24 protein-coding genes and 2 pseudogenes are annotated in these 26,473 nt (G+C 62.5%); 10 read left to right on the top strand and 16 right to left on the bottom strand.

Annotated features, from left to right (window positions below; genetic code table 11):
* Positions 1–20 precede the first annotated feature (20 nt).
* Positions 21–818 (bottom strand): class I SAM-dependent methyltransferase, encoded by a 798-nt coding sequence (locus LVY75_23040; protein XAZ21693.1) that lies wholly within the window; start codon positions 816–818, stop codon positions 21–23.
* Between the two features lie 442 nt (positions 819–1,260).
* Positions 1,261–1,446, bottom strand: coding sequence for a hypothetical protein (locus tag LVY75_23035; protein ID XAZ21692.1), 186 nt, complete (start codon positions 1,444–1,446; stop codon positions 1,261–1,263).
* A gap of 380 nt (positions 1,447–1,826) precedes the next feature.
* Here LVY75_23035 and LVY75_23030 point away from each other — a divergent pair, with 380 nt between their 5' ends.
* Complete coding sequence (locus tag LVY75_23030; protein XAZ25807.1) at positions 1,827–3,860, top strand: response regulator; 2,034 nt, start codon at positions 1,827–1,829, stop codon at positions 3,858–3,860.
* 162 nt (positions 3,861–4,022) lie between these two features.
* Here LVY75_23030 and LVY75_23025 read toward each other — a convergent pair whose 3' ends face one another.
* Positions 4,023–4,967, bottom strand: coding sequence for an AEC family transporter (locus LVY75_23025; GenBank protein XAZ21691.1), 945 nt, complete (start codon positions 4,965–4,967; stop codon positions 4,023–4,025).
* A 107-nt stretch (positions 4,968–5,074) separates the two neighbouring features.
* On the opposite strand from LVY75_23025, the gene LVY75_23020 reads away from it, so the two are divergent.
* Positions 5,075–5,971 (top strand): LysR family transcriptional regulator, encoded by an 897-nt coding sequence (locus LVY75_23020; protein XAZ21690.1) that lies wholly within the window; start codon positions 5,075–5,077, stop codon positions 5,969–5,971.
* A 32-nt stretch (positions 5,972–6,003) separates the two neighbouring features.
* Here the strand turns inward: LVY75_23020 and LVY75_23015 are convergent, their stop codons facing one another.
* The 4 genes and pseudogenes from LVY75_23015 to LVY75_23000 all read right to left on the bottom strand — a co-directional run bounded on the left by LVY75_23015 (position 6,004) and on the right by LVY75_23000 (position 10,774).
* A complete protein-coding gene (locus LVY75_23015; protein ID XAZ21689.1) occupies positions 6,004–6,825 on the bottom strand; it encodes a M15 family metallopeptidase in 822 nt (273 codons plus the stop codon).
* 52 nt (positions 6,826–6,877) lie between these two features.
* Positions 6,878–7,822, bottom strand: a complete 945-nt coding sequence (locus LVY75_23010; GenBank protein ID XAZ21688.1) for a DUF3616 domain-containing protein — start codon at positions 7,820–7,822, stop codon at positions 6,878–6,880.
* Positions 7,823–8,209: 387 nt separating this feature from the next.
* Positions 8,210–8,338 (bottom strand): annotated as a pseudogene (locus LVY75_23005) (helix-turn-helix transcriptional regulator).
* Positions 8,339–10,606: 2,268 nt separating this feature from the next.
* Positions 10,607–10,774, bottom strand: a pseudogene (locus LVY75_23000) (ATP-binding protein).
* Positions 10,775–10,929: 155 nt separating this feature from the next.
* On the opposite strand from LVY75_23000, the gene LVY75_22995 reads away from it, so the two are divergent.
* Together LVY75_22995 and crcB are read left to right on the top strand one after the other, a co-directional pair.
* The gene (locus LVY75_22995; protein ID XAZ21687.1) at positions 10,930–11,217 is read left to right on the top strand and encodes a DUF4242 domain-containing protein; all 288 of its coding nucleotides are present in this window, start codon (positions 10,930–10,932) and stop codon (positions 11,215–11,217) included.
* A gap of 503 nt (positions 11,218–11,720) precedes the next feature.
* Positions 11,721–12,152: a fluoride efflux transporter CrcB gene (gene crcB, locus LVY75_22990; GenBank protein ID XAZ21686.1), complete on the top strand. Its 432-nt coding sequence runs from the start codon at positions 11,721–11,723 to the stop codon at positions 12,150–12,152.
* A 31-nt stretch (positions 12,153–12,183) separates the two neighbouring features.
* Here crcB and LVY75_22985 read toward each other — a convergent pair whose 3' ends face one another.
* Positions 12,184–13,266: a MerR family transcriptional regulator gene (locus LVY75_22985; GenBank protein XAZ21685.1), complete on the bottom strand. Its 1,083-nt coding sequence runs from the start codon at positions 13,264–13,266 to the stop codon at positions 12,184–12,186.
* A 261-nt stretch (positions 13,267–13,527) separates the two neighbouring features.
* Between LVY75_22985 and LVY75_22980 the strand changes: the two genes are divergently transcribed.
* Positions 13,528–13,953 carry a GNAT family N-acetyltransferase gene (locus LVY75_22980; protein XAZ21684.1) on the top strand — a complete coding sequence of 142 codons (426 nt, stop codon included), beginning with the start codon at positions 13,528–13,530 and terminating at the stop codon, positions 13,951–13,953.
* A 186-nt stretch (positions 13,954–14,139) separates the two neighbouring features.
* On the opposite strand, the gene LVY75_22975 is transcribed toward LVY75_22980, so the two are convergent.
* On the bottom strand, positions 14,140–14,844 hold the full coding sequence (locus LVY75_22975) for a hypothetical protein (protein ID XAZ21683.1): 705 nt from the start codon (positions 14,842–14,844) through the stop codon (positions 14,140–14,142).
* Between the two features lie 264 nt (positions 14,845–15,108).
* On the opposite strand from LVY75_22975, the gene LVY75_22970 reads away from it, so the two are divergent.
* Positions 15,109–15,867, top strand: coding sequence for an SDR family oxidoreductase (locus LVY75_22970; protein XAZ21682.1), 759 nt, complete (start codon positions 15,109–15,111; stop codon positions 15,865–15,867).
* Between the two features lie 140 nt (positions 15,868–16,007).
* Positions 16,008–16,334: a hypothetical protein gene (locus LVY75_22965; GenBank protein ID XAZ21681.1), complete on the top strand. Its 327-nt coding sequence runs from the start codon at positions 16,008–16,010 to the stop codon at positions 16,332–16,334.
* Between the two features lie 37 nt (positions 16,335–16,371).
* On the opposite strand, the gene LVY75_22960 is transcribed toward LVY75_22965, so the two are convergent.
* Positions 16,372–17,010, bottom strand: a complete 639-nt coding sequence (locus LVY75_22960) for a glutathione binding-like protein (GenBank protein ID XAZ21680.1) — start codon at positions 17,008–17,010, stop codon at positions 16,372–16,374.
* Positions 17,011–17,219: 209 nt separating this feature from the next.
* Positions 17,220–18,464, bottom strand: coding sequence for an MFS transporter (locus tag LVY75_22955; protein XAZ21679.1), 1,245 nt, complete (start codon positions 18,462–18,464; stop codon positions 17,220–17,222).
* Positions 18,465–18,533: 69 nt separating this feature from the next.
* Between LVY75_22955 and LVY75_22950 the strand changes: the two genes are divergently transcribed.
* Together LVY75_22950 and LVY75_22945 are read left to right on the top strand one after the other, a co-directional pair.
* The gene (locus tag LVY75_22950; protein ID XAZ21678.1) at positions 18,534–18,947 is read left to right on the top strand and encodes a helix-turn-helix domain-containing protein; all 414 of its coding nucleotides are present in this window, start codon (positions 18,534–18,536) and stop codon (positions 18,945–18,947) included.
* Positions 18,948–19,112: 165 nt separating this feature from the next.
* Positions 19,113–20,486: a TIGR02594 family protein gene (locus tag LVY75_22945; protein XAZ21677.1), complete on the top strand. Its 1,374-nt coding sequence runs from the start codon at positions 19,113–19,115 to the stop codon at positions 20,484–20,486.
* Positions 20,487–20,547: 61 nt separating this feature from the next.
* Here LVY75_22945 and LVY75_22940 read toward each other — a convergent pair whose 3' ends face one another.
* A complete protein-coding gene (locus tag LVY75_22940) occupies positions 20,548–20,880 on the bottom strand; it encodes an HNH endonuclease (GenBank protein ID XAZ21676.1) in 333 nt (110 codons plus the stop codon).
* A gap of 301 nt (positions 20,881–21,181) precedes the next feature.
* Between LVY75_22940 and LVY75_22935 the strand changes: the two genes are divergently transcribed.
* The gene (locus LVY75_22935; protein ID XAZ25806.1) at positions 21,182–21,730 is read left to right on the top strand and encodes a phosphatase PAP2 family protein; all 549 of its coding nucleotides are present in this window, start codon (positions 21,182–21,184) and stop codon (positions 21,728–21,730) included.
* Positions 21,731–21,995: 265 nt separating this feature from the next.
* On the opposite strand, the gene LVY75_22930 is transcribed toward LVY75_22935, so the two are convergent.
* From LVY75_22930 to LVY75_22915, 4 genes are read right to left on the bottom strand one after another with little or no spacing between them, the layout of a single operon-like run.
* Complete coding sequence (locus LVY75_22930) at positions 21,996–23,201, bottom strand: DUF2961 domain-containing protein (protein XAZ21675.1); 1,206 nt, start codon at positions 23,199–23,201, stop codon at positions 21,996–21,998.
* Between the two features lie 18 nt (positions 23,202–23,219).
* Positions 23,220–24,068 carry a carbohydrate ABC transporter permease gene (locus LVY75_22925; protein ID XAZ21674.1) on the bottom strand — a complete coding sequence of 283 codons (849 nt, stop codon included), beginning with the start codon at positions 24,066–24,068 and terminating at the stop codon, positions 23,220–23,222.
* On the bottom strand, positions 24,061–25,029 hold the full coding sequence (locus tag LVY75_22920; protein XAZ21673.1) for a sugar ABC transporter permease: 969 nt from the start codon (positions 25,027–25,029) through the stop codon (positions 24,061–24,063). Before LVY75_22920 ends, LVY75_22925 begins: the two co-directional genes overlap by 8 nt.
* 53 nt (positions 25,030–25,082) lie before the next feature.
* Positions 25,083–26,444 (bottom strand): sugar ABC transporter substrate-binding protein, encoded by a 1,362-nt coding sequence (locus LVY75_22915; GenBank protein ID XAZ21672.1) that lies wholly within the window; start codon positions 26,442–26,444, stop codon positions 25,083–25,085.
* Between the last annotated feature and the right edge of the window lie 29 nt (positions 26,445–26,473).

Here is a 26,473-nt window from a genome sequence, read left to right as displayed (position 1 = left end):
TCTTGGGAGAAGAGTTGCGGTTAGCCCGCCTTGCGGCTGAGAAACAATCCCGTCTCCTTGCCCACCTCCAGCACGCCGCCGCCGGCCCGGAACGCCTCCGATATCGCTGCCCGAAACGCCGCAAGCTCGGCTTCGCTCGCCCTGTCGCCGGGCGGATAGGAGGTCAGCGCCAGGAACACGTCTTCCGGCTCCGTTATCCGCATATGGGCCGGGTGTTCCGCCATCGTCACGTTGCCGAACTGCGCCTGCATCAGTCGTTCGGCCGTCTCATAGCCGAAAGCTGCACCGGCGGGGTCGCAGGGCGGGCTGCCGAAGGCCGTCGTCAGTTCGTACATGCCGCGCATGTTGTTCGCACCATTGGTCGTCACCGCAAGGTGACCGCCCGGTTTCAGCACGCGGTGCATTTCGGCAAGCGCCTTGGCCTGATCGGCCACGTGGTAGAGCATGTGCATGGCGATGATGGTGTCGAAAGAACCGTCTTCGAAGGGTAGGGCGGCGACGTCGGCCTGCTGGCCGGTCACGCGGACAAAGGAGAGCGGGTGGCAGCGTTCGAGCGCTTCCTGCAGCATGCCGGGGGAGAGATCGGCGAGCGTGAGGTCGAGATTGTCGGGCAGGTCGGCGGCGACCGAAGCCCAGAACCAGCCGGGGCCGCAGCCGATATCCAGCAGGCGATCGCCGGCTTTAAGGGGAAGCTGCTGCGCCACCCAGGGAAACCAGCCGGTTTCGGCAATTGTATATTCCCGGTTCAGGCGCCCGCGCGCGGCAAGTTTCTTGCTGTCGCTATATTGCTCGGCATTGCCCGTGGTGATGGATGGCATGATCGGCCCCTGCTCCCCTCAGCGTCGCATGGCATGAATGCGGCGGCCTATTCTGCAACTTTGCGGCGTAGCAGACAATTGCCATATCTGGTGCCATATCTGGCCTCGACCGCGACCGCACGGTTGCCGCTCTCAATCGCAACTGCTACCCCACGCGCACGGCCATCGCCGGCCTTGAAGGAGATATTGTGAAGAGCCCCATTTTTCTCGTCATCGCGAGCGTCGTCATTCTGGTGGCGATCGCCGGCCTTGCGATCAGCTCCGCCCGACTGATCGGATTGTTCTAGATCCCTGACAGGCCGGCAGGCGCCCAGTCGCTGGTGATCCGGTGACCAAGGAGGCAAAGGCCGCAAAGCTTCAGCCCCCGTCCTGTCGGAGCGGATCTTTCAGTGTAATCACGTTGTATTGGCGATCTTTTTTTCGCAGAGGGCGCGGCTGTCGGCTAGCGGAACTTCGGCTCGCGGCGGGCGTTGTGCAGGAGTTCGCTGGCGGTCGCGAAGCAGCCGAAGAGTTGCAGCAGCCGCTTTTCCTCCTGGCTATCCAGCCGGTGCCGGCTGCAGAATTCGGTCACTGACCAGACTTTGGTAAGGGCATCGGCATCGACATGGGTTGGCTCTACGCGTTCCATTGCTGAGTCCTCCTAGGGTCCAAGATACCGATGCCATGGCAAATGGCGACTAACGAAAAAGGATTAGTCATAAACATGCTGCAGCGCAGCGCGCCTTCAAGGCCCGGAGTGGTGGTAAAATGCGCGAGAGCCGTGCTGCATGCCGAAATCATAAATCTTCGCCCGTCGACCCATTGCAGTCATGCGGCCCTGAACTAGTTTCCCCGCCTGTCGTCGCCTAGGCGGATCATACCGGTCACAAAGGTCTATTCTTGAATCAGGATATTTCATCGCCCTCCGGGGAGGGACTGGGAGAGGAAGCGCAGCGCCTGAAAGCGCAGGTGCCTGCAGGGGCGAATGAAGCCGATGGTGCGCTTCGGGACGCCGGCGATGACGCGCAGATGCGAAGCGAAGCGCGCTATCGCGCCCTGTTCGAAGCGATCGACGACGGTTTCTGTATCATCGAATTCATCGACGGCCCCGAGGGGCCGCTCAGCGACTATGTGCATATCGAGGCAAATTCCGGCTATGAGCGTCATACCGGCATTTCCGATGTCGTCGGCAAGCGGCTGCGTGAGATCGAGCCCCATAATGCCGAGCAATGGCTGAAGCTCTACGGCGGAGTGCTGGCCAGCGGGCGGTCGATCCGCTTCGAGCAGCATTTTGTGGCGGCGGGCCGCTATATCGAGGTTTCATCCTCCCGCGTCGAGCCTGCCGGCCTGCGCCAGGTCTCGGTCCTGTTTCGCGACGTCACTGCGCGCAAGCTCGCCGAGGCGGCGCTGCGCGCCAGCGAAGAGATTTCGCGCGAGAATGTGCAGCGCGTAAACCTGGCACTCGCGGCCGGGGCGATTATCGGCACATGGCTCTGGGACGTTCAGACAAACCGGTTCACGGTGGATGAGGCTTTCGCTCTGGCCTTCGGCCTCGATCCGGCTCTCGGCAGCCACGGCCTCAGCCTGGAACAGGTGATCGACACGGTTCACCCTGATGACAAGGCCGGGCTTGTAACCGCGATGAACGAGGCGCTTGGTCGCGGCGGAGCCTATGCCCACCAGTATCGCACGCGCCGCGCCGATGGCCATTACTACTGGCTGGAAGCCAACGGCCGCGTCGAGCTTGCTGCCGATGGAACGCCGCTGAGCTTTCCGGGCGTGCTGCTCGATATCGAGGAACGCCGCGCCGTCGAAGCCGAGCGCGACCGGGCCGCTGCCGCGCTTCGCGGCCTGAACGATACGCTGGAACAGCGTGTGGCCGAGCGCACGGCCGAGCTGATGCGCGCCGAAGAACAGCTGCGCCACTCGCAGAAGATGGAGGCGGTCGGCCAGCTGACCGGCGGGCTCGCACATGATTTCAACAATCTCTTGGCCGGCATATCCGGCTCGCTGGAGCTGATGCAGACGCGACTGGCGCAGGGTCGCATCGGCGATCTCGACCGTTATCTGACCGCCGCGCAGGGTGCAGCCAAGCGGGCGGCGGGCCTGACGCAGCGCCTGCTTGCCTTCTCGCGCCGCCAGACACTCGATCCGAAACCGGCTGTTATCAATCGGCTGGTTTCTGGCATGCAGGATCTGATCGCCCGTAGCGTCGGTCCGACGATCGCGGTCGAGACAGCCCTTGCCGGTGGCCTCTGGGCCACTTTCGTCGATACCGGGCAGCTGGAAAACGCGCTCCTCAATCTCTGCCTCAACGCCCGCGACGCCATGCCGGAAGGCGGCAAGCTCACCGTCGAAACGGCCAATCGCTGGTTCGACGAGCGGGCAGCGCGCCAGCGGGGGCTCGCTCCCGGCCAGTATGTCTCGCTCTGCGTCAGCGATACCGGCTCCGGAATGGCGCCCGATATCATCGAGCGCGCCTTCGATCCGTTTTTCACCACCAAGCCGATCGGGCAGGGGACGGGTCTCGGCCTTTCCATGGTGCATGGCTTTGCGGGCCAGTCTGGCGGCACGGCGCGCATCTATTCCGAACTCGGCAAGGGCACGATGATCTGCATCTATCTGCCCCGCCATCTCGGCGAGGACAGGCACGAGGATGAGGTGGCCGACACCGTGACGGAGCCGCTTTCCGCCGGTTCCGAATCCATTCTCGTCGTCGATGACGATCCGCTCGTGCGCATGGTGGCTGTCGAAATCCTCCAGGAACTCGGCTACCGGGTGCTGGAAGCCGGAGATGGATCTTCGGCGATGCGTATCATCAATACCGGCCAGCCGATCGATCTCCTGATTACGGATGTCGGTTTGCCCGGCGGCATGAACGGCCGCCAGCTGGCCGATGCCGTGCGCTTCAGCCGCCCGGATCTGCGCGTGCTGTTCATCACGGGCTATGCGGAGAATGCTGTGCTGAACCACGGCCATCTGGACCATGGCATGCAGGTGATGACGAAGCCGTTCCTGAGCGACGCGTTCGGGCGGCGGGTGAAGGATCTGCTGGGGAAGTAGGGCAGCGATCTTGCCGTCGGAATGAGGAAGGTTGGGTTGGCGCCCGAATGAGGGGGGCACGGGCACTGCGTGCACCTTCGACTATTCCTGTAACAAGCACACGGGGATGACGGGAGCGGAGGTCGGCCGCCTGCCCAAGGCAGGTCGCAGATCAAAATCGCGTTACACCCGTCCCGCCAGCGCCAGATAGGCTGAAATCGTCAGCACCGAAAGCACGGTCGAGGCGAGCACGACGCGGCCTGTCAGGCTTGCCTCGCGGCCGTAGAATTCCGCCAGCATGAAGGGGCCGGTACCGGTCGGCAGGGCCGCGAGCAGCACGGCGGTATGGGTGGCGGTCGGCGGCAGGTTGAGGAGGGGCGCGGCGATGACCCAGGTGACGGCGGGCTGGGCAATCAGCTTCAGGCCGACGATTATGCTTGTCGTCGTTGCGCGGGCGCTGGTTTCACCGGCCCTGGTGCCGGCCAGAAACAGGCCGAGGGCGATCAGCGCGCAGGGCGAGGCGGCGCCGCCGAGCAGCTTCAGAAAGGCATGAACGGGAGCGGGGAGCGTCACACCCGAAAACATTACCAGCGCGCCGAGGGCGGGTGCGACAAGCAGCGGGTTTTTCGCAAGCGAGCGGGCCGTCTTGATGGCGATGTCGCGCCGCCGGGTCTCCGATTGCAGCCCGCCTTCGATGAGGATGATGGCGACGGCAAAGAGCACGCAGACGGTGAGGATGGTGGAGATCAGCACCGGCGCCATGCCGGTGTCGCCGATCAGTGACAGGACGAGCGGAAAGCCGATGAAACCGGTATTGGCATAGCTGGCATTCAGCCCGTCGATCGCCGCATCGGCGAGATGCCGGCCTTTGGCGATGCGCCAGAAGAGCGTGGCGCAGAAGATGACGGCGCAGCCTGCGGTAAATGCCGTCATGAAGCCCGGCTGCCAGATCTCGGCGGGTTTGGCATTGGCCATGATATCGAAGAGCAGCGCGGGCAAGGCGAGATAGACGACCAGCCGGTTGACCTCGCGCGTGGCATTTTCACTGAGCGCCCCGGTCTTGCGGGCGATCCAGCCGGCGAGGATGAGGGCAAAGATCGGCAGGACAATCGAAAGGTTCGTCAGCATCAGGTGTAACTCGGGGCAGGTCGCTTGAGGGCGATCCTTGCCTAGCGTGCGGGATCAAGATAATCCAATGTCATCTTGAGCATTGATTGATACTTTTGAGGTATCGAATGGACACGCGTCATATGCGCTATTTCGTGGCGCTCGCCGAAACCCTGCATTTCGGCAATGCGGCCCAGCGCATGAACATGAGCCAGCCGCCCTTCAGCCGGCAGATATCGGCCATCGAAAAGACGCTTGGCGTGCAGCTCTTCGAGCGCAATTCGCGCAATGTCGCGCTCACACCAGCCGGCCAGCATTTCCTCGCCGATTGCCGCGCCGTTCTCGAAGGCTTCGATGCCGCCTGCCGCGATGTGCAGCTGGTTGCCAGCGGCATGAAGGGCGAGCTGAAGCTCGGCTTCATGATGCATGCCGCTCATAGCGTCATTCCAGCTCTCGTGCGGCTCTATTCGCAGGCGCGGCCGGATGTGCGCCTCATCCTGGAAGAGCGCATTCCGACCGATATCGAGGAGATGCTGGCAGAGGGAACGCTTGATGCCGCCGTCACTTTCGGCGGGGGTCCCGCGCCGCATCTGCGCACGCTGCTGCTTGCCCGCGATCGGCTGTGCCTGATCGTGCCCCGGGGCCATCGGCTGGCCGGGGCCGAAACCATCGGACCGCAGTCGCTTGCGGGCGAAAGGCTGATCGCAGCACCCGCGACCGTCGCGCCGACGCTGCGCACGGCAATCGTCCATTATTGCGCGGCTGGCGGCGTCGTGCCGAACTTTGCCTTCGAGCCGCGCCTGCAGCACACGATCATCCGGCTGGTACAGGAGGGGCTGGGCGTGGCGCTGATCCCGCAATCGCTGTGCGATGATCTGGCCGAGGGCGTGGTGTCGAGGACGCTCGACGACGCCCCGGAATTCGATGTCGTGCTCTGCGCGCCGCGCGCCGCCAGGAACCCGGCCGTGCCGCAGTTGTTCGAGGTGGCGGGCCACACGGGCAGCACCGAGAACAAGGCCGGCTGACGCCGCCGGCCGAGGACATCTGAAAGAAAAGCTCAGAGGCTTTCGGCGGCGACTTCGAAATGCATGCCGTCTTTCGTGGTGAAATAGCCGCCCCAGTAAAATCCATTGGCATTGGCAATCGCGACCATCTCGCGCACGCAGCCGCGGTCTCCCATCAAAGCGGGTATGGTTCCCCGCGCGTTCCACGTCGCGTTGATGTCGAAGGCGGTTCCCCATGCGTGATTGGATAAATTCTCCGGAGCAGCTTTCGTCTTGCCCCGCTTCAGGCGGGCATTGAAACTGCCGTCGAAGGTCTGGATCCGGTTTGCCAGCCCGGCCGCGGCCCATTCAGAGAAAAGCTTGGCGAGCCGCGTCGTGTGGTTCTTGTGGAAACGGATGCGTCCGTCGGTTTTCGTGACGCCCGAATCCAAGGGAATGACGCAATCTTTCAGCTCCGGAATGTTCACGGTCGTTATATTGCTCGCCTCGAAACCGTTGGTGATCGTGATGTGCTCCGGATTGCCGGAAACCGGGCTATGATTGAACTTTATGACACCGCATTTTGACTGCATGTCCGCGGCGCTTGGCGATGACAGGCCCGGCTTCTTCTTTGGCCAGTCGATACCCTTTTTTGCCGGATCCGGATCGAAATCGGGTTTGATATCGGCGTGCGCTTCGGAAATCGCGAAACATTGGTCGTCAAATGTCGGACTTTCCGGAAGCCCGAACTTCCTCCGGAAGCGGATAACCTCTTCCTTGGTTTTCCCGCCGTAGGAGCCGTCCGTGCCCAAGGACGCCGATAGCTCCTGATTGAGATATTCCTGAAGACGGCGGACGTCGTTACCGAACGCGCCGACGGACAAAATGTAAGCCATGCCTTTCCCCTCCCGATGGCACTTGCCTTGCCGGATCAAACACTGGCGAAACTCAGAATTTCACGTCGATGGCCGGAAAGAACGCGTCCTTGGGTGGATCCTTGTCGGCGCAGGCCACTCCCTTGATCATCGCGCCGCCGCTGTCACTGAGGATTTCGCCCTCGTGATCGTTCCAGACCATGATCGCTTCCGGCGTCATTCCGGAGAAATCCGCATCGGGACCCGGTGTCACGCGGCCATCGGCATTTCCGTCCCACCAGAAAAGCTTGGGCGGAGGATTGCCGCCATCGGGTTCGGAGCCGGCAAGCACGAGATAGCGGTTGCCGACACGCTCAATGTCACGCACGCCGCGGCCTGTCGTTGCCGGGCCGTCGGAAAGGTCCATCGTGACGACCTGGGTAATTATGGGAGAGCCCACGTCGCCGGGACCCAGCTTGACCAGCGGCATCGGATTGGCGAGCTCGAGCACGATGGCGCGATTATCGGGCACGGGTCCGCGCAGGCCGATCAGGAGATGCCCTTCCGGTGTCGCCGCCAGGCCCTCGATGTTGACGTGGGTCTTTAAATCATCCTCGCTGAGCTTGAGCGCTGCGGCCATGTCCGCACGAAGATTGCGATAGACCTCGCCGGAACCGGACAATGTCCCGTCGGCCGATACGGTCGTTGCAAACAGTTCCTTGCGCTTTTTCTTGTCTTCGCCGCTGCTGTTCAGCGAATGGGACGTCAGCCAGAATATGGTGTCGCCGATACGCGCGGCGCCTTCGATGTCAGTCACATCGTCGACCGGGAATTTCGCCACCGGCTCAGGCTTCTCCCGCTCATAGATCATGATCGCGGAGAAATCATCGCTCGCGACCGCCATATGCGACTTGTCGACCATGGCTGCGGCCGAGGCCTCGCAAATGCCTTGATATGGATGGTTCGCCGCATTGGCCGCCAATGGGCCAAGGAAGGATGAAAATGCGGCCAAGAGGATCACGCGGCTCTTATTGCTCATGCGACAAGCCCCCGTTTCAATGTCCACCCTCTCGGTGGGGTGGCATTTTGTAATTAAACTATCGCGGAAGGTGCGCGTCAAGATAATTTTTAATAATTAATCTTGCTATACTATAGCTGTGCGGTCGGAAAACTTTAGGTCAATCTATAGATTTGTGAATAGCTCGGCAGGCGCAAATAAAAATCCTCCATTCGAGCTTGTTTGCAATATGTCCGGATTAGAAAATCTTATCGGCATTGCGCAAGGCGCTGCATCGGCAATGGCCGTTGCTGGCCGCATTGCGGAGTGATCCTGATGGACGGCGCGGTCCGGGCAGGGGCGTCCTTTCTACTGCAATAGCCGCAGCCTGCGCCCCTCGGCCGCCGCTTGGCCCCTCGATTTCGCATTCAGCTTGGCGAGGATCGAGGAGATGTGGTGATCGACGGTTTTGGCCGAAACGAACAGGCGCGCGCCGATCTCGGCATTGGAGCGGCCCTCGTCGATCAGCCGCAGCACGTCCATTTCCCGCGTGGTGAGGCCGGCGGCGTTGGCCTGGGTGCTGGCGCGGGGGCCGCGCGTCGCAAGCCGGCCGCCGCGCTTGCGGATCAGTTCCTTCACGTGGGTGACGACGGGAGTGGCGCCGAGGGCCTCCAGCGTCGCCAGGGCCCGGTAGAGCGCGTCATTGTCGCCGTCGAGCAAGGCGAGGGCGGTGAGATAGGGCGCGCGGCGGTCCGTCCAGATATCGGCAGCCTCCTGCCATCGGCCTCTCAGCATGGCGATCACGGCTGCGTCGCCATCGTCGCCGTCAGGCGCAAGGCCGGTTTCTTCGAGAATATGCGCCCAGAAGCCGATCATCGAGCCGGCGGCATCGTCGCTGCAGAGGGAAGCGGCCTGCCGCAGACCGGCGAGCGCCTCCTCCCGGTCGCAGAGGCCGAGCCAGGCGCGCTCGGCCACCAGCGCGGCATGGGCGGACAGGCGCTGGAACTCGAAGGTGTTTTCGAGGAATTTCGCCATTTCCTGCAGGAGCTCGTCCGCTGGTTCGCCGCGCCGCGTTTTCAGCGTCGCCAGCGCCACGAGCGAGGGGTAGCGGCATAGCGCCGGGGCGTTCTGGTTGTCGACCACGGCTTGCGCCGCGGCCGTCGCTTCGTCCCAGCGGCCGAGGACGGTCAGCAGTTCCGCAAGCTCGCCGCGCATGTAGTCGCGCCATGTATCGAGGTCATGCTCGATGCAATAGGCGATGCCCCGCGTCAGCACATCCTCGGCGGCATCAAATGCGTGGAGCCGGATTTCCACCCAGGCGCGGTTGGTGAAGGCACGGGCAGCATGCTCCTGGAAGCCGTGGTCGAGAGCGATCGCCAGCGCCTGATCGAGCGTTTGGCGGGCGCGGTCCGGCTCGCGCCAGCAGATGGCGGTGCCGACATTGTTCAGCGCATGGCAGAGGACCTCGGGCCTGGCGATATCGTCCGATGTCACCAGCGCGATGGCGCGCTCGCCGTAGAGTGTGGCGGTTTCGGCGTCACCGGCCAGCATGCCGAGCTGCGACAGGTTGGAATAGCCCATGGCGAGTTCGGCGGGGCTTGCGGCCTGCTCCAGCACGTCAACCGCCTCGCGGCCGAAGGCATCGGCGCCCTTGCGGTCTCCGGCAAGATAGCTCAGCCGCGACAGCCAGCGCAGGTTGTCGCCGACATGCCTGATGTCGCTGAGCGCGCGGTAGAGCGCAAGCGCGCTGGTTTGGGCGGCAATGGCCCGTTCCATCTGGCCGGTCAGGTGGCATTCGAAGGCATAGCCCTCGTAGAGGCAGGCGCGGGTGGCATCGCTCAGGTCGCCGGCATGGGCGAGCGCCAGCTCGTAATGGCGCATCGCCTGCCGGTGGGCGCCGAGCCTGCCGGCATCGGCCGCAGCCTTCGGGGCAAGTTCCGAGATCGCGCTCATGTCCTGCGCCTCGTTGGCATGGTGGACCATGCGCGCGACCGAGGCCTCCGGCCGGTCGCGGAAATAGGCGAGCGCCTTTTCATGCAGCGCCCGGCGGCGCAGCGGCGGCAGCGATTGCTCGATGGCCTGCCTGGCGATCTCATGGCGGAACATGAGGAGGTTGCTGCCCTTGCCACCGGCTGGCACCAGAAGCCCGCAGGCGGTGCAGGCCTCGAGCGAGGCGCGGGCGGTGCTGCCGCAGATCGCCTCGATCAGTTCGGGCGCAAAGGCATCGGGCGAGGTTGAGGCGGCCCAGAGCGCTTCCCTGTCATGCTCGTCAAGGATATCGGCCCGCGCCAGCACGGCATCGCGGATGGTTGCCGGCAGCTGGTCGCGGTTGAATGGAGGCAGGCTGTCGCTGCCGGCGCAGTCCACGAGCTCGCTGACGAAATAGGCATTGCCGCCGGTGGCGCTGAAGATCGCTTCGCCATCGAGGCCCTTGCTGTCGGCAAGCTCCAGCACGGCCGCCTTCGATAGCGGCGGGACGGTGATGCGCAGCCAGTGGGCGGGCGGAATATCGGCCAGCAGCCGCCTGAGTCGCGTCTGGCCCGGCGTATCGTCATTCCGCGCTGTTGCGACCAGCAGCAGGCAGGTGTGGCGGATGCGCCGGCCGATATAGCGGATGAGGTTCAGCGTGGCGTCATCGGCCCAGTGAATATCCTCGATGACGAGCAATGTCGGCCGGCCACCATCTGTCAGGAGATCGAGCACTTCGGAGAAAAGGGCGATCCAGTTGCCGCCGGTGACCCTTGTCAGCGACCAGCGGGCTTGCCGGGCAATATCGCGCCAGGGGCCGAGCGGCTCGGCCGTGCCGAAATTCTCGCAGGCGCCGGAGAGAACGCGGGTATCCTCGGGCACGGCGCCGGCGAAGGCTGCGGCGAGGGAGGATTTTCCCGCACCCGCTTCCCCTTCCAGAAGCACGACCCTGCCACTGCCGTCGGCGGCTTCGCGCAACAACGACTGAAGATGATCGAGATTGGGGGCGCGCTCGATTAGCCGCATGGCGGATTATTGCCAGCATCGTCGGCGGCTGGGAATAGGGGAGCGTGTCAAAATAGGGCGGCGAGCGCCAGAAAATGGGGAGATATCCCGATGCGCCGACCCCGGCATAGGCCTAGCGTCCGTCTCGTCAACATGGATGCGAACAGGAGGTCGCCATGCCCAGATATCTTATCGAACGCAATATTCCCGGCGCAAGCAAGCTCACCTCGGAAGACCTGTGCAACATTTCCGCCAAGTCGAACCAGGTCGTCGAGGGCCTCGACCGGCCCTATACCTGGATCACCAGCTATGTCGCCGGCGACAAGATCTACTGCGTGCATGAGGCCGATAGCGCTGAAACCGTCTACCGCCACGCCCGCGAAGGCGGCTTCCCGGCCGATCTCGTGAGCGAGATCGCCTCGGAGTTCGGTCCCCAGACGGCCCGGCAGACCATGCGCGCATGAGTTACCCCGCCGGCTGCAACGCGAGGGGCGGCGGCCGGCGCTTACCTCGTTCCCTCCTCGGGCAAGACCGGGGAGGGAATGGGGGGATGAAAGTGCAACAGAAGGAGCTGCATTCGACACCGCCACCCTGTTTCCTCGTGCTGGCACGAGAGATCTCAAAGCGACCAGCCTGCCCAAGTCCTTGGCCAGGAAAGATTTTTTTCCACTCCCATGGTAGATGAGTCTCTCGCCGCGCTGGTGCGCCGCTGCCCGATCTCTTTGACAGCTCTCGTGCCCGCATGAGGAAACAGGAATGGGGAGGGTTCGAGCCTGCACTGTCACGCAGTCCACCCCTTGCCACTTCATGGCAGCTCGCGTTATAGATCGCACCGATGGGGATGGAGTGCCCCCGAAACCGCCCACAAGGCTGATGACTCCTACCGTGTTTAACCGCGGTGGGAATCTGTCCGGAGCCCGCCGCAAGGCGGGTTTTTTATTGCCCGCCCTGATATTTTGGAGCGAGCATGTCCTTCTATACCTGCCTTATCGTCATGGCCGGCGGTGCCCTCGGCACCTTTGCGCGTTACGCCGTATCCGTCCTCGCCATGCCCGTCAGCCGCGATCTGCCCTGGGGCACCGTTATCATCAATGTCACGGGCTCGCTGATCATCGGCCTGTTCAGCACGCTGACGCTCGCCAATGGCCGTTTTCCGGTCTCCGACAATATGCGCCTCTTCGTGATGATCGGCCTCTGCGGCGGCTACACCACCTTCTCCTCCTTCAGCCTGCAGACGCTCGACCTGCTGCGCTCGGGCGCCACGGTGCGGGCCTGCATCAATGTCGCGGCCTCCGTCGTGCTCTGCATCGGGGCGGTGGCGGTCGGACATCTGATCGCCACACGGATCAATGGCGGGGCGGCTCAAGTGGCGCAGGCGGCGATCGAGGAGCAGGCTTGAGGCGGGGCAGGGACGTCTGCCCCGTGACTGATCACAGCGAGGGGCGAATGAAGATGCCTCCGAATCTTCCGTCTGCCGCCAGCGCGAAACCCCATTCGAGATGGCCGTTGTCGAAGGTCACGTCGTAGACATCCCAGCCTTCTGCGGTCACGCCCTTGAAGGATATGTCCCTGAGCGGCCCCATGCGATCGAGATCGGCCTTGATCATGGCAGCTTGTTCGCGTGCGAGGGCGGCGAGCGGCGGGCTCATCCGCTCATAGTCGGGTTCGCCGCGCTGGTGCTGTTCGATGACCTGTTCCAGCAGCGCCTTGCTGTTTTCCACCGGCTGCTTGTCGCGGATGCGCGTGGCAATCGCCTCTTCCAGATCGGTCGCGGCGCGTTCGTCGATGCGGGATGCTGCCTGTTCATAGCCGTGCTGGTGCAGCACGAGGCCGGTGACAGCGCCGCTTTCGTTGCGGGTAAAGGTGATCTGTGCCTGAACCGCCTTGTAGAAGAAGCGGTCGGCATCCTCGGCGAAGATTTCCAGCTCCGGCTGACCGGTCAAGCGCGTGAAGAGCCGCCCGTCGCGCAGGCTTACCACATAGGCCGACGTATCCAGATGATAGTGTCCGGCATAATCGGCATAGAGCGCAGGGTCGATCTTCTGTTCGGTGCGCGGTCGCGCCTGCTCATAACGACGCCAGGCTATGGCATCGGCTGAGGTATCGGTCATGTTCGTGTCCTTTGCGAGCTTCAGCAGTTCATCGATCGAGAGAATGTCGCCTGCAGCCATCTTCGCCCGCAGCGCGTCTGTCACGGCGAGGCTGTGCTGCGTGCGGGTCAGTTGCTCCTGCAGGGCGTGGTTCTGCATGGCGAGCATGCGGTCGAGATCGGTCGCGTGGCCGGCGAGCAGCCGGGCGATGTCCTGCAGGCTGAGCCCCAGCCGCTTCAGCGCCAGGATCTCGGTGAGCCGTGCAATTTCCCTTGTTCCGTAAAGCCGCCAGTTCTTTCCCGTACGCGGCGGCCGGATGAGCCCGGTTTCTTCATAGAGCCTCAGCGCGCGCACCGTGATGCCGATCCGCTCGGCGCATTGCGCCGCCGTCAGCCAGTTTTCGTCCCGTCCCTTGGCGTCCATCAGGCCTCCCGCGATCTGTCGGAACCGTTTCTAAGCTATGACGCTGGGTCCGGCTCAAGAGATTTTTTGCGGGTTTTCCGGTTTCGGCTCGATACCGGGCAAGGCTCAGGTGGTCGTGACGAGAAAATATCGGTTCATGGTCTCTGCCCGATGTTGGCCAGAGGCGTCTATTGCAGGACAGGGTGGGATCAGTACGGTACGGCAAATCCACGCGTAGATGACGGTTGCGATCAAAATGACTGAGGCAAGCAGGCGATGAAAATGCAGTTGCTGCAGGTGCAGGACAGAAACCAGTGGCAGGCATATCACGCGATCAGACGTCACGTTCTCTTCGAACTGCGTGGCCAGGCGGGCTATGATGAGGATCATCCGGACGAGCATCGGGAAAATCATCTTCCGCTGCTGTTCATCTACGACGATGTCCCGGTTGGCACTGTCCGGCTGGATATCGGGCTCGTGGGTGGCGACCCTGCAACCGTGCGCCTCGTCGCAATCATTCCGCAATATCAGCGGCAGGGAATTGGCAGAGCCATGATGGAGGCTCTTGAACGGCTCGCCACCGACAGAGGCATCACGCAGCTGGAAGTTCACGCCGCACCGGATGCGGTGGCCTTCTACGAAAAGCTTGGTTGGCTGCTCGTCGATGCGGACAGGGCCGTTCCGCTCCTTGCAAAGCAGATTTCCTGAAGCGGCATCTGCGCCGGCGCCGATCTTTGCAAAGCTAGTCGAAAGAGATTCGAGTCGTGGCGCTCTGGCGCGCGTCGGCGCGGCGAATGGGAATTGCGAGGGGGAAGAAATTATCCTGACCGTGGGAAAACCCATGACAGGTGCAATCGATCCGCCGGGTATGCCGCCCGGCGGATCGAGCGGCCGTTAATTCCCTGCCGAGGTCGGGGCGGAGTCGGACAGGGATTCACGGATCTGGTCAATCTTGCCGTCGGCATCACCGACGCCCAGAATGGCCTTGGCCTCGGCGAGGACCGCCGGGCTCACTTCGCCATGACGCGTGGCGGAAGCGAGCGCATCCTCCAAGGCGTCATCGCCGAGGACGGGATCGTCGACCGAGGGTTCAATGCCGTTGTCGAGTTCGAACTGGGCATAGGCAACCGCGTAGGCAGCAATCGCGGTCATCTTCGGATCGGACGTGTGCAGATAGGCCTTGTAGCTGCGGTTGAGAGAGTTGAGGCCCTTGAACTCGGAGGCGAGGTTCTTGTGCCTGATCTCGGCAGGCGCGTTTTTCGCTGCCAGCGATTTTGTCTTCGCTTCGCCGGATTTGCCCCTGGCCTCGTTTTCGGATTTCGAATTGTCGTGCGATGAGTTGCCCGTCTTCGAATTGCCGGACTGGTGGCCGCGGTTCTCGTGGCTGCCGCTTTGTCCGCCGCCATTGCCGCCACTGTTGCTGCTGCCGTTACCGCCACCGTTGCCGCCGCCATTACCTCCACCATTGCCGCCGCCGTTGCCGCCACCGTTTCCACCGCCCTTTGCCATCGCGGCAACATCGGTGCCGGTGATCGTCAGCGGGCTGGAAGCCATGGCAATCGAAAGCGCGGCTATGGACGCAAGAGTTGCGATACGCATCCGGGTCTCCCTCGCAGGATAATTCATCGAAAATCGTGAGATGGCCGATTCTGGAAAGCGGCCATCAGGATGAGAACGATGTTAGGCGCGAAACGCGGAGCGTGCATCGGACCGAGGTCCGTCATTCGTCGGACCATAGTCCTAGAGAGCGGGAGATGGTTAACGGGTTCCTCGTCGGGTGGCGGGTCGCCGATCCGGAATCGGGTGGCTGCCGCTTCTCATATTTCCTACGCCTCCGTTGCCATGAAAACAGGAGGCTCGGATATGGAACTCGAAGACAAGGTCATCATCATTTCAGGTGCAAGCAGCGGCATCGGGGCGGCTGCCGCCCGGCTGTTTGCGGCGAAGGGCGCACAGCTCGTGCTTGGTGCGCGGCGGGCGCAGACCCTCTCGGAGCTCGTTTCCGAGATCATCGAAATGGGCGGCATGGCAACGTCTCTGGCCGGTGACGTGCGTGATGAAGCCTATGCGCAGGCGCTCGTCGACCGGGCGCTCGATGCCTATGGCCGGCTCGACGGCGCCTTCAACAATGCCGGCATCGTCGGCGAGATGGGGGCGTTTTCGGAGATGAGCGCTGCCAATTGGGAGGCGGTGATGTCCACCAACCTGACGAGCGCCTTCTTCGCGCTGAAGGCGCAGCTGCCGGTGATGAAGGCACAGCGCAGCGGCTCGATCGTCTTCACCTCGTCCTTCGTCGGATACAGCAATGGCGGCCTGCCCGGCATGGGGGCTTACGCAGCCTCCAAGGCAGGCCTGATTGGCCTCGTGCAATCGGTCGCCGCCGATTACGCGGCCGACGGAATCAGGATCAACAGCCTGCTTCCCGGCGGAACGATCACGCCGGCAGGTGGAGAGAACAACCCCGAATTCCTCGATTATATCTCGGGCCTGCATCCGATGAAGCGGATGGCCGCAGCGAAGGAGATCGCACAGGCAGCGCTCTTCCTGCTGTCGGACCAGTCGAGCTTCATGACCGGCAGCCCGATGATCGTCGATGGCGGCATGTCGGTCCGGCTGCTCTAGCCGCATTGGTCTCGGGCGGTGGTCGCGCCGCCCGAGGCGGGAAAGTTCGCGGCCATTCCAGTAGGTCGCCAGCGCTTCACGCCGCGCTCGATTCCTGACATATTCGCCGCGGGACAGCCAACCGGTGTGGATATTGCCTCATGAATTCGCAGACACGTGAAAAAAGCAATTTGCGTGCGCCTACCGGGTCGGTCACGGGGCTCTGCTCCGCATCCGCCACCATGTTTGCGGTCGGAATGGCCTTTCTGGGTTACTGGGGTGTCTATGAACAGGGGAGCTGGCGTGCCGTCGATTATCTCGTGCTGATCGTCGCCGTCCTCGGATTTGCCGCACTTGGTTGCGTGCCCTGGATCGTGACCACGCCTGTGGCGGAGGACGAGCCAGACAAGGTCGCCGTCGCCAGGCGAGCGATGGTACTGGGGACGGGGTTGCTCTGGACCGCCGTCTGCATTGCCGTATTTACCTGAGCTGCCTTGCCAATCTTCGCATGATGCAATTGAAATTCTACTTCCAGAGGGATATTCCTTCCTGCGATATGGCTCGCTGTACTGCCGCGCGGCCCTCCAGGCGGCGAGCATGGGAGGTCCAGGCAGGGTAGGCATTCTGCATATCTATGGCCATGCGATTTCCCCATCTGAAGAATACGAGCAGATAGGGATCAACAATCGAGTAATGCTCTCCGACTGCCCAAACCCGGTCCTTCAATCTGGTTTCTACAAGTGCAAAAGCGGAGGTTAAATGCTCTTTTCCCTTGTCTACCAGGGGCGGGTGCATCGATTCATCCGGTAAGAAAAAGTCGGCACGCCAGATCATGCGGACGGCGACGGCGTGAACCGCGCTCGACAGCCAGTTAAACCATTCGACGGAACGGACGATGTCGATCGGATCCGTTCCCAGGAGCCCGGAATCGGGATTTTCCAGACCGAGGTGCAACAGGATTGCCGGCGCTTCCGTGAGGATGAAATTCTCGGCAGCAAGAACAGGGATTCGCCCTTTCGGGTTCAATCGACGGAATTCCTCAGTCTTGGTTTCTGGATGGCCTGGAGACATTAACGCCAGCGAATAGGGCTTCCCTATTTCCTCCAACAGGATGTGAGGCGCAAAAGCACAGGAGCCGGGCGCCGCATGAAGTGTGTAGTGCATCAATTCCTCCGAAGGCTGTATCGCGCTTCAATGCGTCCTTGTCGTCAGCGTCATATGGTTGCACCTGCAAGAGGTTTTTGGAAGGGTTGGACCTCTCGGACTTCATGACAGACAGCTCGACAATCGTCGATGGCGGCATGTCGGTGCGGCTGCTTTGGTAATGGCAACCCGGACGGTGCGGCGCTCCGCCCGAGACAGGTCGGCAATTGTCATGCTCTGGCCGATCTCCGCTCAAAGGCGCCAGCGAAGACGACTGCGATGGCGCCAATCATCAGCCCGCCGGCGAGCAGGAAGGTCAGCTGCATGCCGGCCGAAATCGCGGCCGGTGCCGCATGAATGAAATCCCCGGTGCCGGCGCCATAGGCAAAGACCGCGCCCATGAGGGATGCGCCCGCCATCAGGCCGATATTGCGTGACAGTCCGAGCAGGCCGGAGGCCATGCCGCGCCGCACCTTCGGCACATCGGCGAGGGCGGCGGTATTGTTGGCGGCCTGGAAAAGCTGATAGCCGGGCGTCAGCACGATGATGGCGGCAATATAGCCCGCGACATCCAGGATCTGCGGGAGGATCGCCAGCAGGAAGGCGCCGGCGGCGAGCAGGGCGAGGCCGATCGAAAGCACGGCGCGCGCGCCCCAGGCATCGACCAGCCGGCCGGAGGGAACACCACTGACGATGGAAATGACGGGGCCGACCGACATGACGAGGCCGACCGAAGCGGCTTTCAGACCGAGTGCCAGGCCGAGATAGAAGGGGCCGACCACCAGCGTCGCCATCATCACGGCCGCCACCACGATATTGACGACGAGATTGGGGAGGAGGCGCCTTTCCATCACGGCAAACATATTCGCCGGGCGTGCCTTGCCCCTGGCCCTGTCAGCCGGCAGCGCCGCGATCGCCAGGGTCAGCGCAAGTGCCGCCAGCGGAACCTGGACCCAGAAGATGCCGCGCCAGCCGGCAAGGGGGATCAGCGCGCCGCCGAGCGAGGGCCCGAGCGCCGTGCCAAGGGCGGAAACGGTGCCGAGCAGGCCCATGGCGCGGCCGATGCGCGCCTCGCTTGCGGTCTCGCGCGTCAGCGCCATCGAGATCGTCATCAGGAAGGCCGCACCGACGCCTTGAACCGCGCGGGCCGCCATCAGCAGCGGCAGATCGGGTGCCATTGCCGAAAGCAGCGAAGCCACGGCAAAGAGAGTAAGGCCCGCAAGCTGCATGCGCTTCAGCCCATAGAGATCGCCGAGCCGGCCGGCGACGACGACCGAAATCGTCAAGGCTGCGAGATAGCTGACGACGACGCCCTGCACCTCCGCAAAGGGTGCCGAAAAGGCCTTTGCCAGATCGGGTAGGGCGATGTTGGCGATGCTGGTGCCGAGCGAGGCGAGCAGCATGGAAAGCGAGAGCGCCAGTGTGGCGCCGCGTCTTTCCCTTCGCTCCGATCCATTCATTTCCGCCTGATCCATATCGATGTCCTCTTGCTTGAAATGTCGTTCAGGAGCAGGCTACGAATTCAAGCCGACTTGAGGTCAAGCATGAAATTTCTGGATATCGGAGAAGTCTGCGCACGCAGCGGAATCAAGCCTTCGGCGCTGCGCTACTATGAGGAGGTCGGGCTCATCACCTCTGTCTTCCGCCACGGGCTGCGCCGCCAGTTCGCGCCAGATGTGCTGTTGCAGTTGAAGCTGATCGCCATGGGCAAGACGGCCGGATTCTCGCTCGAGGAAATATCGGACATGGTCGGCAAGACCGGCGCGCCGGACCTGCCGCGCGCCGCGCTGCACCAGAAGGCCGACGAGATCGACCGCCAGATCCGGGAGCTGACCGCGCTCAGCGATACGCTGCGCCACGTCGCCGAATGCTCCGCACCCTCCCATATGGAATGCCCGACTTTCCGGCGGCTGGTCGAGGTGGCGGGCAAGCGCGCCCGGAAGGGCAAGGGCAGGTAGTGCTGCGTATCCTGTCCTGTTGCGCCAGTATAATTCCAAGATTTCATTTAGGTTCTGGCAAAGAAGTGAAAAGATATTCTGCAATATATATTGCACCTTATAAGTGTATCTGGTAATTCTATTTGGCTTCAGCCAGTTTTTCAAAATCGTTTGGGGGGAATCGACATGCACAAGGTCATCGATAGCCCATGGGAATTGGGCCAATACGCCAACGAACTGAAAGCCGAAGGCGTCGAAACCATCATTCGCTACTATAACCATACCAATTCGAACAAGCTGCCGCAGAAGCGGATCGAAAAGGCCGAATACGACAACATTCTCGATGCGGGCCTGTCGCTGGCCATCGTCTTTCAGCAGCGCGGCGGTGCGGGCGGCAATATTGGCGATCTCGATGCCGAGTCCGGTGCGAGGGACGCAGCCCGTGCCCTCGATCTTGCCGAGAGCTACGGGCAGCCGCGGAATTCGGCGATCTATTTCTCAGTCGATCACGATTATTACAAGGCGCCGGACCTGGCGTCGATCAGGGCCTATTTCCAGGCTGTGTCGCAGGCGCTGCTCGGCCGTCATCGTGTCGGGGTCTATGGTTCGGGTGCAGTCGGTGCCGCCGTTCGCCAGGCGGGCTTTGCGGACTTCGTCTGGCTGGCAGCGGCAACCGGCTGGTCGGGCACGAAGGACATGTTGAAGACCGACCAATGGGCGCTCTACCAGGTGCATCCGCCGCTGGCCTACAAGGGGGTCGGTTACGACGGCAATATCGTCGGCGGAAAATGGAAGGATTTCGGGCAGTTCCGCGCCAGCGCGGTTTCCGAGGCCCCGATGCTCGGCGCTTCGCCGCTGCTTGCGGCTGCGGTCGAGATCCATTCCGAACTGGCCGAAGTCAGCGCCACCGGCGGGCTCAACCTGCGCCGTGGGCCGGGCGAGAGTTTCGCAGTGGAAAAGGTGCTTGCGCTCGGCACGCCGCTGACCATCCTGGAGCGCAACGGCGACTGGGCCAAGGTCGATCTGAACGGCGACGGCGCTGCCGACGGCTACACGCACGCAACCTTCCTCAAGGTGCTGTCGGGCGGGTTCCCGCTTGCATCGACGGTCGGTGCCACGCCCTATGATAAAGCCAGGGAAGAACTGGCGGAGGGTGTCGCCGAAGTTCCCGGCAGCGCCAACAACCCGCGCATCGTCATGTATCACAAGACCACCAATCACTGGTCCGGAACCGACGACAGCGTCGCCTGGTGTTCCTCCTTCGTGAACTACTGCGTCGAACAGGCCGGCATGATCGGCACCGACCGGCAGGATGCGAGAAGCTGGAAGGACTGGGGAGAGGATGCGAGCGACGACCCCAGGGAAGGCGACATCGCCGTCTTCGCCCGCGGTCCGGCAGGCGGAACGAACGGCCATGTGGGGTTCTTCGTCGAGGACCTCGGCGCAAAGCTGAAGATCCTCGGCGGCAATCAGGGGAACAGGGTCTGCTACCAGAACTATCCCAAGAACGGCGATCTCGGCAGCGAGCACTACAAGCTGCTCGGCATCCGCAGAGGCTAGCGACAGGCAGGACCGACGAGATGCCGGCGCGGCGATGAAAGCGCGCGGAGCAACCGCCGCCTTACTCCCGTCGCCGGTTGCTCCGCCGTGTGCCGTCGTAAAAGCCGGGCGGCTTGTTCTTCACCCAGGCGACGAAGGTCTGGATGGCGGGATGGGCGAGCAGGGCCTCGACGGTTGCATAGGAACGCTCCAGTTCCGCTTCGGAAAACTGTGCGTGGATCTGGCGATGGCAGATGCGGTGCAGGACCTGCGTTTCCCGTCCGCCGCGGCTCTTGGGCACGAGATGGTGTTCGTCGCGCTGCTCGGCCGGAACGACCCGGCCGCAGAGCGGGCAGATATCCGGCGCTGGCGCCTCATACCAGGAGGTGACGTCTTGGTTTCTCTTTCGCGGCATGTGGCAAGATTAACGGCAAGCCGGACCGGCGGGCAACCGGGCATCGGCTCGTGACGGGTTCAGGCCGTCCGCCGCCAATGGCCCCGGTCGTGGGAACGTCCCGCGTCCAGGCGCCGCAATGGCCTCCTTCTTTTGCTGGTCTCGGAGAGGTGACAGCGAGATTTCCACATTGTGAGACGGCCAGCGCAGCGGTTCGATGGAGATTTCAGGTGCATGTCAGACAATAGAGCTATGTGCTCCGGCTGAGAGATATTTCGGGATTGGTAGGAATGTCTCACAGAGAAAGCAGGGAAGGCATCACATGTATGAACTCGACGCGACAATCACCGGATGGATCAACGGACTGTCCGGGAGTAGCGCCCTGGATCAAATCATGATCATTGTCTCCGCCTATGGTGTACCAATGCTCGTCGTTGCCGTCGCCGCTCAGTGGTGGATCGGCTCGGAACGGTTGAAGACCCGACATGCCTTAGTCGCCGCCGGCCTGACCTTCTTGATCGGCCTTGGCATCAACCAGATCATATTGCTCTTCGACGACCGCATCCGGCCGTATGATGCGGGAATTACGCGACTTCTGATCGAGCGCAGCGGCGACCCGTCATTTCCTTCCGATCATGCGACGGCGACGTTTGCGATTGCCGCGGCCTTCCTTCTGCACAATCTGCCAAAGCGCGCGCTTCTCTTCTTTCTGGCGGCAATTCTTGTGTCCTTCTCGCGCCTCTACATTGGGATCCACTACTTCAGCGATGTGCTGGGTGGAGCCTTGACGGGCATCCTCGCGGCCCTCATCGTCAAAACCTTCTACAAGCCGGAAACGCGCGTGGACCGCTTTATCACTGGCATTCTCTGAACCCACAAACGGGCTTGCCATCATGCGCTGGGTCGAGGCGATTTCTGCCTTTGTGGGTGCCTATCTTCAAATTGCATATGGGGTTGTCAGCCGTTGCGGGCGCGATCATCGGCGACGGTTTCTCGTTCTGGCTCGGCCGTCATTACCATAGCGAGATCCTCGGACGCTGGCCGTTCCGAAGACGAATCCTCGACGTTTCGAGAGGAACGAGGCGGCGCCCCGGTTTAGCCCCTCCCACCTGTGGGGAGGGGTCTTTCTCCTCGCTCTACATGCCACCCTTCTTCGCTGCCGCTGCGGCGGCATTCCAGTTCTGATAGGGCCGCCGGAAGGTCGGAACGCGCTCTTCCATCGCCGGCAGCGGATCGAACGGCTTGTGCGGTTCGGCCTGGTACCAGAAGGCGACGGAGGAAATGTCGTCGGAGCGCCGGTTGGCGTGGCCGTGTTCGATCGTCACGCGAATGCGCTTCTGGAAGATCGCGGGGTCTTCGAGGTGCCAGCGGTAGAGGGTGACCGGCTCGGTCCAGTTCGGGCCGCCGGCGGAGATGATGCCGTGATAGGGGCCGCTATAGTCCTGCGTCGGGCACCAGGCGGTGTTGAAATAGTCTTCCGTGCCGGTGCCGTGCAGGGTAGGCGGCCAGGCGTCGTTGGCCCCTAGGCTGCTTTCGCCGCGCGGCTCGATGAGGGCTGCTTTCGGGCCGATGCGCGGATCGGGCTTGCGCACCGTATCCGGCACGGAAAGGCCCGGCTCGCCATCGATGAAGATCATGTCGTCGCCTTCGCCGTACCAGTCCCAGACATCGGAGCGGCGGCGCGAATAGACGGAAAAGAGCACGCCGACATAGTGGCCATGGCCCTCGGCCTCCAGGATCGTATAGTTCTCCTTGCCGTCGGTCGTCTCGCCGCCGAAGAGGAACTGTTCGTTGGTGAGACCCGCCTCGCTTTCGCCCTCGGGGCGCGCCTGTCGATACTGCGCGTGGAAGCGGCCGAGCCCATCTTCCAGCCGGTCATGCAGCTCGAGATCGACATAGTAGTAGAAGAGCAGGTCGTGCTCGGCTTCATTGGTGATGGTGAAGCGCATGTAGCTGCCAAAGGGCATCGGGAAATAGCAGTTGAAGGCCTTGCCGTCCTCGGGGCTCGCCTGCATCGGCAGGCTGGCATAATTGCCTGTTTGAGCATGGCCCATGCCGAAGAAATCACCGATCGGCGCTTCGATGCTGGGGCTGTCTTCGCCATCCCAATAGGCGCGCAGCACGATCTTGCGCAGGAAGCTCTCGCTCTCGCAGGCGAGCGTCGCCCAGATGTGGGTGACGATGCCGGCGCCCGCATGTTCGGCGATGACGACCGTCTTGCCGGGCTCGATATGCAGCCTGTCGTCATTGCCGCCGGTGCGGTCGTAGCTGGAGAAGCGGCGCGTCTTCGCCTTTCTCAGTGTCGCAAGCCCGCGCAGCGGCGAAATGCCAGCCTGGGTCATTCAAATCTCCTCTCGATGTTATTTCAGTCCGCTGGTTTTCAGCGAATCCATGATCTGGCGCTGGAAGATGATGAAGAGCACGAGGGTCGGGATGGCGACGATCGTGGAGGCCGCCATCATGTAATTCCACGAGGCGGAATACTGGCTCTTGAAGTTGGCGATGCCGACCTGGACCACCCAGAGGTCGGCCTTGGAGGCGACCGTCAGCGGCCAGAGGAAGGCGTTCCAGTTGGCCAGGAAAAACAGGATGGCGAGCGCTGCCATGATCGGCCGGCTAAGCGGCAGGATGATGCTCCAGTAGATGCGCCAGTAGCCGGCGCCATCGACAATCGCCGCTTCCTCGATCTCGCGCGGCAGCGACAGGTAATATTGCCTGAGAAGGAAAATGCCGAAGGCGTTGAAGATCGCCGGTACGATCAGCCCGGCATAGGTGTTCAGCATGCCCATGGCGCGCACGATGACGAAGAGCGGCACGATGATGACGGGCAGCGACACGAGGAAGGTGGAAAAGATCGCGAGGAAGATCACCTCGCGGCCTGGAAAGCGCAGGCGCGCCAGCGCATAACCCGCCATCGTGTGGAAGAACAGCGCGATAACAGTGACGCTCGCCGACACGAAGAAGCTGTTGGCCATGTAGCGCAGGAAGGGAACGCCGGTCAGCACGTATTTGAAATTGTCGAGGGTGGGATGTTCGGGGATCAGGTTGGCGGAGAAGGATTCGGCCGGCGTCTTGAAGGCGATCGACACCATCCACAGAAGCGGAAAGAGGATCATCAGCGCCAGGATCGCGGTCACGAGCATCCAGAGGACGCGCACGATCGTCACCTGCGAGTTGGACGGATAGGATGAAGCGCGGGCCTCAGTCATAGTTGAAGCGGCCTCCCTTGGTCATGACGAAGAAAATGGCGGTGACCAGCATCAGCACGACGACCAGCACCGAGGACATGGCGGCGGCATAACCGAAGGCGCCGAAGGAAAAGGCCTGCTGGTAGATGTAGACGATCAGCACCGAGGTGGAATTGGCCGGCCCGCCCTTGGTCATCACGTAGATGATGTCGAAGGCCTGGGCGCCGGCGACGGCCGCCACCATCGAGACCATCAGCACGAAGAAGCTCGTGGGTTTCAGGAGCGGCAGGGTGATGTGCCAGAAACAGTGGAAGGGGCTTGCGCCATCGATCTTCGCCGCCTCGTAATATTCTTTGGGAATATCCTGCAGCCCGCCGAGGAAGATCAGCATGTAGAAGCCCATCAGGAACCAGAGGCTGACGAAGACGACGGTGACGAGGGCAAATTGCGGATCGCCGAGGAAGGAAATGCCCGATATGCCGAGAAGCGGCGTCAGCTTGTTGATCACGCCGATCTTGTCGACCACCATGAACTGCCAGACGACGGCGACGACGACGAGGCTGACCATGTGCGGCGCGAAGAACATGGCCCGCATGACCGCGTTGAAACGGTTGGTCTTCTGCACGAGCAGGGCAAGGCCGAGGCCGCAGACATAGAGAAGCGGCACGAGCAGGACGGCATAGAGCGCGGTGACGCGGGCCGCCTGCCAGAAGAGCGGGTCCTTGCCCATGCGCAGGAAATTGGCAAAACCGACAAAGCGATAGCCGCCGAAGCCGTTGACCTCGAAGAGTGCCAGCACCAGCGAAAGAGCCATCGGCAGGCCGAGGAAAATCAGAAGGCCGATCGCATCCGGCAGCACGAAGAGATAACCCGCCACCCATTCGCGATGTTTGGCCGACAGGCCCTTGCGGCGAAGGGGCGTGCCCGGATCGGCCTGGCTTTGATCCGGCTTGTTCTGGTGTGGCCTCATACCCGTATCCATCTGCATCTCCCGAAAGACCGCACGCGAGGGTTCGCGTGCGGCCCGCTTCTCAGCTAGAGGATCGGCGCGCCGCTATAGGAGGCGAGGAACGCGTCGAGCTGCTGGGAAGCTGCGGTCGCCGTCTGTTGCGGATCGGCGCCGCCAAGCTGGGTCTGCTGGATGGCGTCGGAGATGATCTTGTAGACCTCCGGCGGCACCCGCGGTTCAGCCCTTGTCCCGGGGTGAATATCCTTCGCAAAGGTGCCGATATTGCCGGCAGTGAAGGCATCGCCTCCGGCCTTCAGCGCGCTGTTGCGCGGCGGCATGTCGGATTTCGCCTTGGTGCACCAGTCGGCGACGCGCTGCACGGAGCCCTTGTCCATGGAGGCGAGCGCCCAGGCGCAGAATTCGGCCGCCGCATCCGGGCTCTTGCCCTTGGCATTGGCAACGAAGGCCCAGCCGCCGCCGACGGTCACATATTTGCCGTTGGCCGGCGTCGGCAGCCTGAAGACGCCGTAGGGGAAATCCTTGGCATTGCCGGCGAGCTGCGAAATGCCCCAGATGCCGACATTCTGGATGGCGCAATAGCCGGCGGCGAGATTGGCCACCGTGTCGTTGGCGCCGTTGCCGAGCACCTGGCGAGGGGCGGCACCGCTATTGACGGCATCCTGCCAGAATTTCAGTGCCTGTACGGTTGCCGGTGAATCGAAGGCGCTCTTGCCATCCTTCGTCTGGAATTCGCCGCCGCCCTGCCAGAGGAACGGGTACCAGGTGAAATTCTGGTAATAGCCGGGCGTGGTCTCGAAGAGCACGCCGTAGCGGTTCGGCGTCGTCAGCTTCTTGGCGATTTCGAGCAGCTCGTCCCAGGTCTTGGGCACATCGTTTTCGTTAAGACCGGCCTCTTCGAATGCCTTGACCGAGTAATACATGGCCATCGGCTCGACTTCCATCGGCACGCCGTAGATCTTGCCGTCCACCATGCGGTTGGCGATGACGCTTTCGGGGAAATCCGCCTTGGTGGCGTCGTCGATATGCGGTGTCAGGTCCTGCAGCACGCCGCCATTGTAATAGCGCAGGAAATCGCCGGGCGAGATCAGGAAGATATCGGGGCCTTCATTGGAGGCGAAGGAGGTGGCAAGCTTGGGGCCGTTGATATATTCGGCGTTCGGAACGTATTCGAGCTCCACCTTCTGCTCGTGGCTGTCGTTCCAGGCGGTGATCATCTGGGTGAACCAGTCCACCTGGCTGGCGACCTGGCCGCCCGGCGCATAGAACTGCCAGAATTTCAGGGATGCGGATTGAGCGCGCACCGCCATCCGGTTGATATAGGGAAAGCCGGTCAGGCCGGCGGCAAGCCCGGCGCCGGTGAACAGCGCACCCTTGCGGATCAGCTGCCGGCGGGAAATGCTCTTTGCAGGCGTCTTGATATCGGTCATGTCTTCCTCCCGTTGATGGACCTGCAGGC

The organism is Sinorhizobium sp. B11 (assembly GCA_039725955.1).
Lineage (GTDB): Bacteria > Pseudomonadota > Alphaproteobacteria > Rhizobiales > Rhizobiaceae > Rhizobium.
Note: the sequence above shows the minus strand (reverse complement) of the source record. Positions and strands in the feature narration are given on the sequence as shown.

Coding starts and splice junctions, on each gene's coding strand:
- LVY75_23040 (XAZ21693.1), bottom strand. CDS start 818: ATGCCATCCATCACCACGGGCAATGCCGAGCAATATAGCGACAGCAAG.
- LVY75_23035 (XAZ21692.1), bottom strand. CDS start 1,446: ATGGAACGCGTAGAGCCAACCCATGTCGATGCCGATGCCCTTACCAAA.
- LVY75_23030 (XAZ25807.1), top strand. CDS start 1,827: ATGCGAAGCGAAGCGCGCTATCGCGCCCTGTTCGAAGCGATCGACGAC.
- LVY75_23025 (XAZ21691.1), bottom strand. CDS start 4,967: ATGCTGACGAACCTTTCGATTGTCCTGCCGATCTTTGCCCTCATCCTC.
- LVY75_23020 (XAZ21690.1), top strand. CDS start 5,075: ATGGACACGCGTCATATGCGCTATTTCGTGGCGCTCGCCGAAACCCTG.
- LVY75_23015 (XAZ21689.1), bottom strand. CDS start 6,825: ATGGCTTACATTTTGTCCGTCGGCGCGTTCGGTAACGACGTCCGCCGT.
- LVY75_23010 (XAZ21688.1), bottom strand. CDS start 7,822: ATGAGCAATAAGAGCCGCGTGATCCTCTTGGCCGCATTTTCATCCTTC.
- LVY75_22995 (XAZ21687.1), top strand. CDS start 10,930: ATGCCCAGATATCTTATCGAACGCAATATTCCCGGCGCAAGCAAGCTC.
- crcB (XAZ21686.1), top strand. CDS start 11,721: ATGTCCTTCTATACCTGCCTTATCGTCATGGCCGGCGGTGCCCTCGGC.
- LVY75_22985 (XAZ21685.1), bottom strand. CDS start 13,266: ATGGACGCCAAGGGACGGGACGAAAACTGGCTGACGGCGGCGCAATGC.
- LVY75_22980 (XAZ21684.1), top strand. CDS start 13,528: ATGCAGTTGCTGCAGGTGCAGGACAGAAACCAGTGGCAGGCATATCAC.
- LVY75_22975 (XAZ21683.1), bottom strand. CDS start 14,844: ATGCGTATCGCAACTCTTGCGTCCATAGCCGCGCTTTCGATTGCCATG.
- LVY75_22970 (XAZ21682.1), top strand. CDS start 15,109: ATGGAACTCGAAGACAAGGTCATCATCATTTCAGGTGCAAGCAGCGGC.
- LVY75_22965 (XAZ21681.1), top strand. CDS start 16,008: ATGAATTCGCAGACACGTGAAAAAAGCAATTTGCGTGCGCCTACCGGG.
- LVY75_22960 (XAZ21680.1), bottom strand. CDS start 17,010: ATGCACTACACACTTCATGCGGCGCCCGGCTCCTGTGCTTTTGCGCCT.
- LVY75_22955 (XAZ21679.1), bottom strand. CDS start 18,464: ATGGATCAGGCGGAAATGAATGGATCGGAGCGAAGGGAAAGACGCGGC.
- LVY75_22950 (XAZ21678.1), top strand. CDS start 18,534: ATGAAATTTCTGGATATCGGAGAAGTCTGCGCACGCAGCGGAATCAAG.
- LVY75_22945 (XAZ21677.1), top strand. CDS start 19,113: ATGCACAAGGTCATCGATAGCCCATGGGAATTGGGCCAATACGCCAAC.
- LVY75_22940 (XAZ21676.1), bottom strand. CDS start 20,880: ATGCCGCGAAAGAGAAACCAAGACGTCACCTCCTGGTATGAGGCGCCA.
- LVY75_22935 (XAZ25806.1), top strand. CDS start 21,182: ATGTATGAACTCGACGCGACAATCACCGGATGGATCAACGGACTGTCC.
- LVY75_22930 (XAZ21675.1), bottom strand. CDS start 23,201: ATGACCCAGGCTGGCATTTCGCCGCTGCGCGGGCTTGCGACACTGAGA.
- LVY75_22925 (XAZ21674.1), bottom strand. CDS start 24,068: ATGACTGAGGCCCGCGCTTCATCCTATCCGTCCAACTCGCAGGTGACG.
- LVY75_22920 (XAZ21673.1), bottom strand. CDS start 25,029: ATGGATACGGGTATGAGGCCACACCAGAACAAGCCGGATCAAAGCCAG.
- LVY75_22915 (XAZ21672.1), bottom strand. CDS start 26,444: ATGACCGATATCAAGACGCCTGCAAAGAGCATTTCCCGCCGGCAGCTG.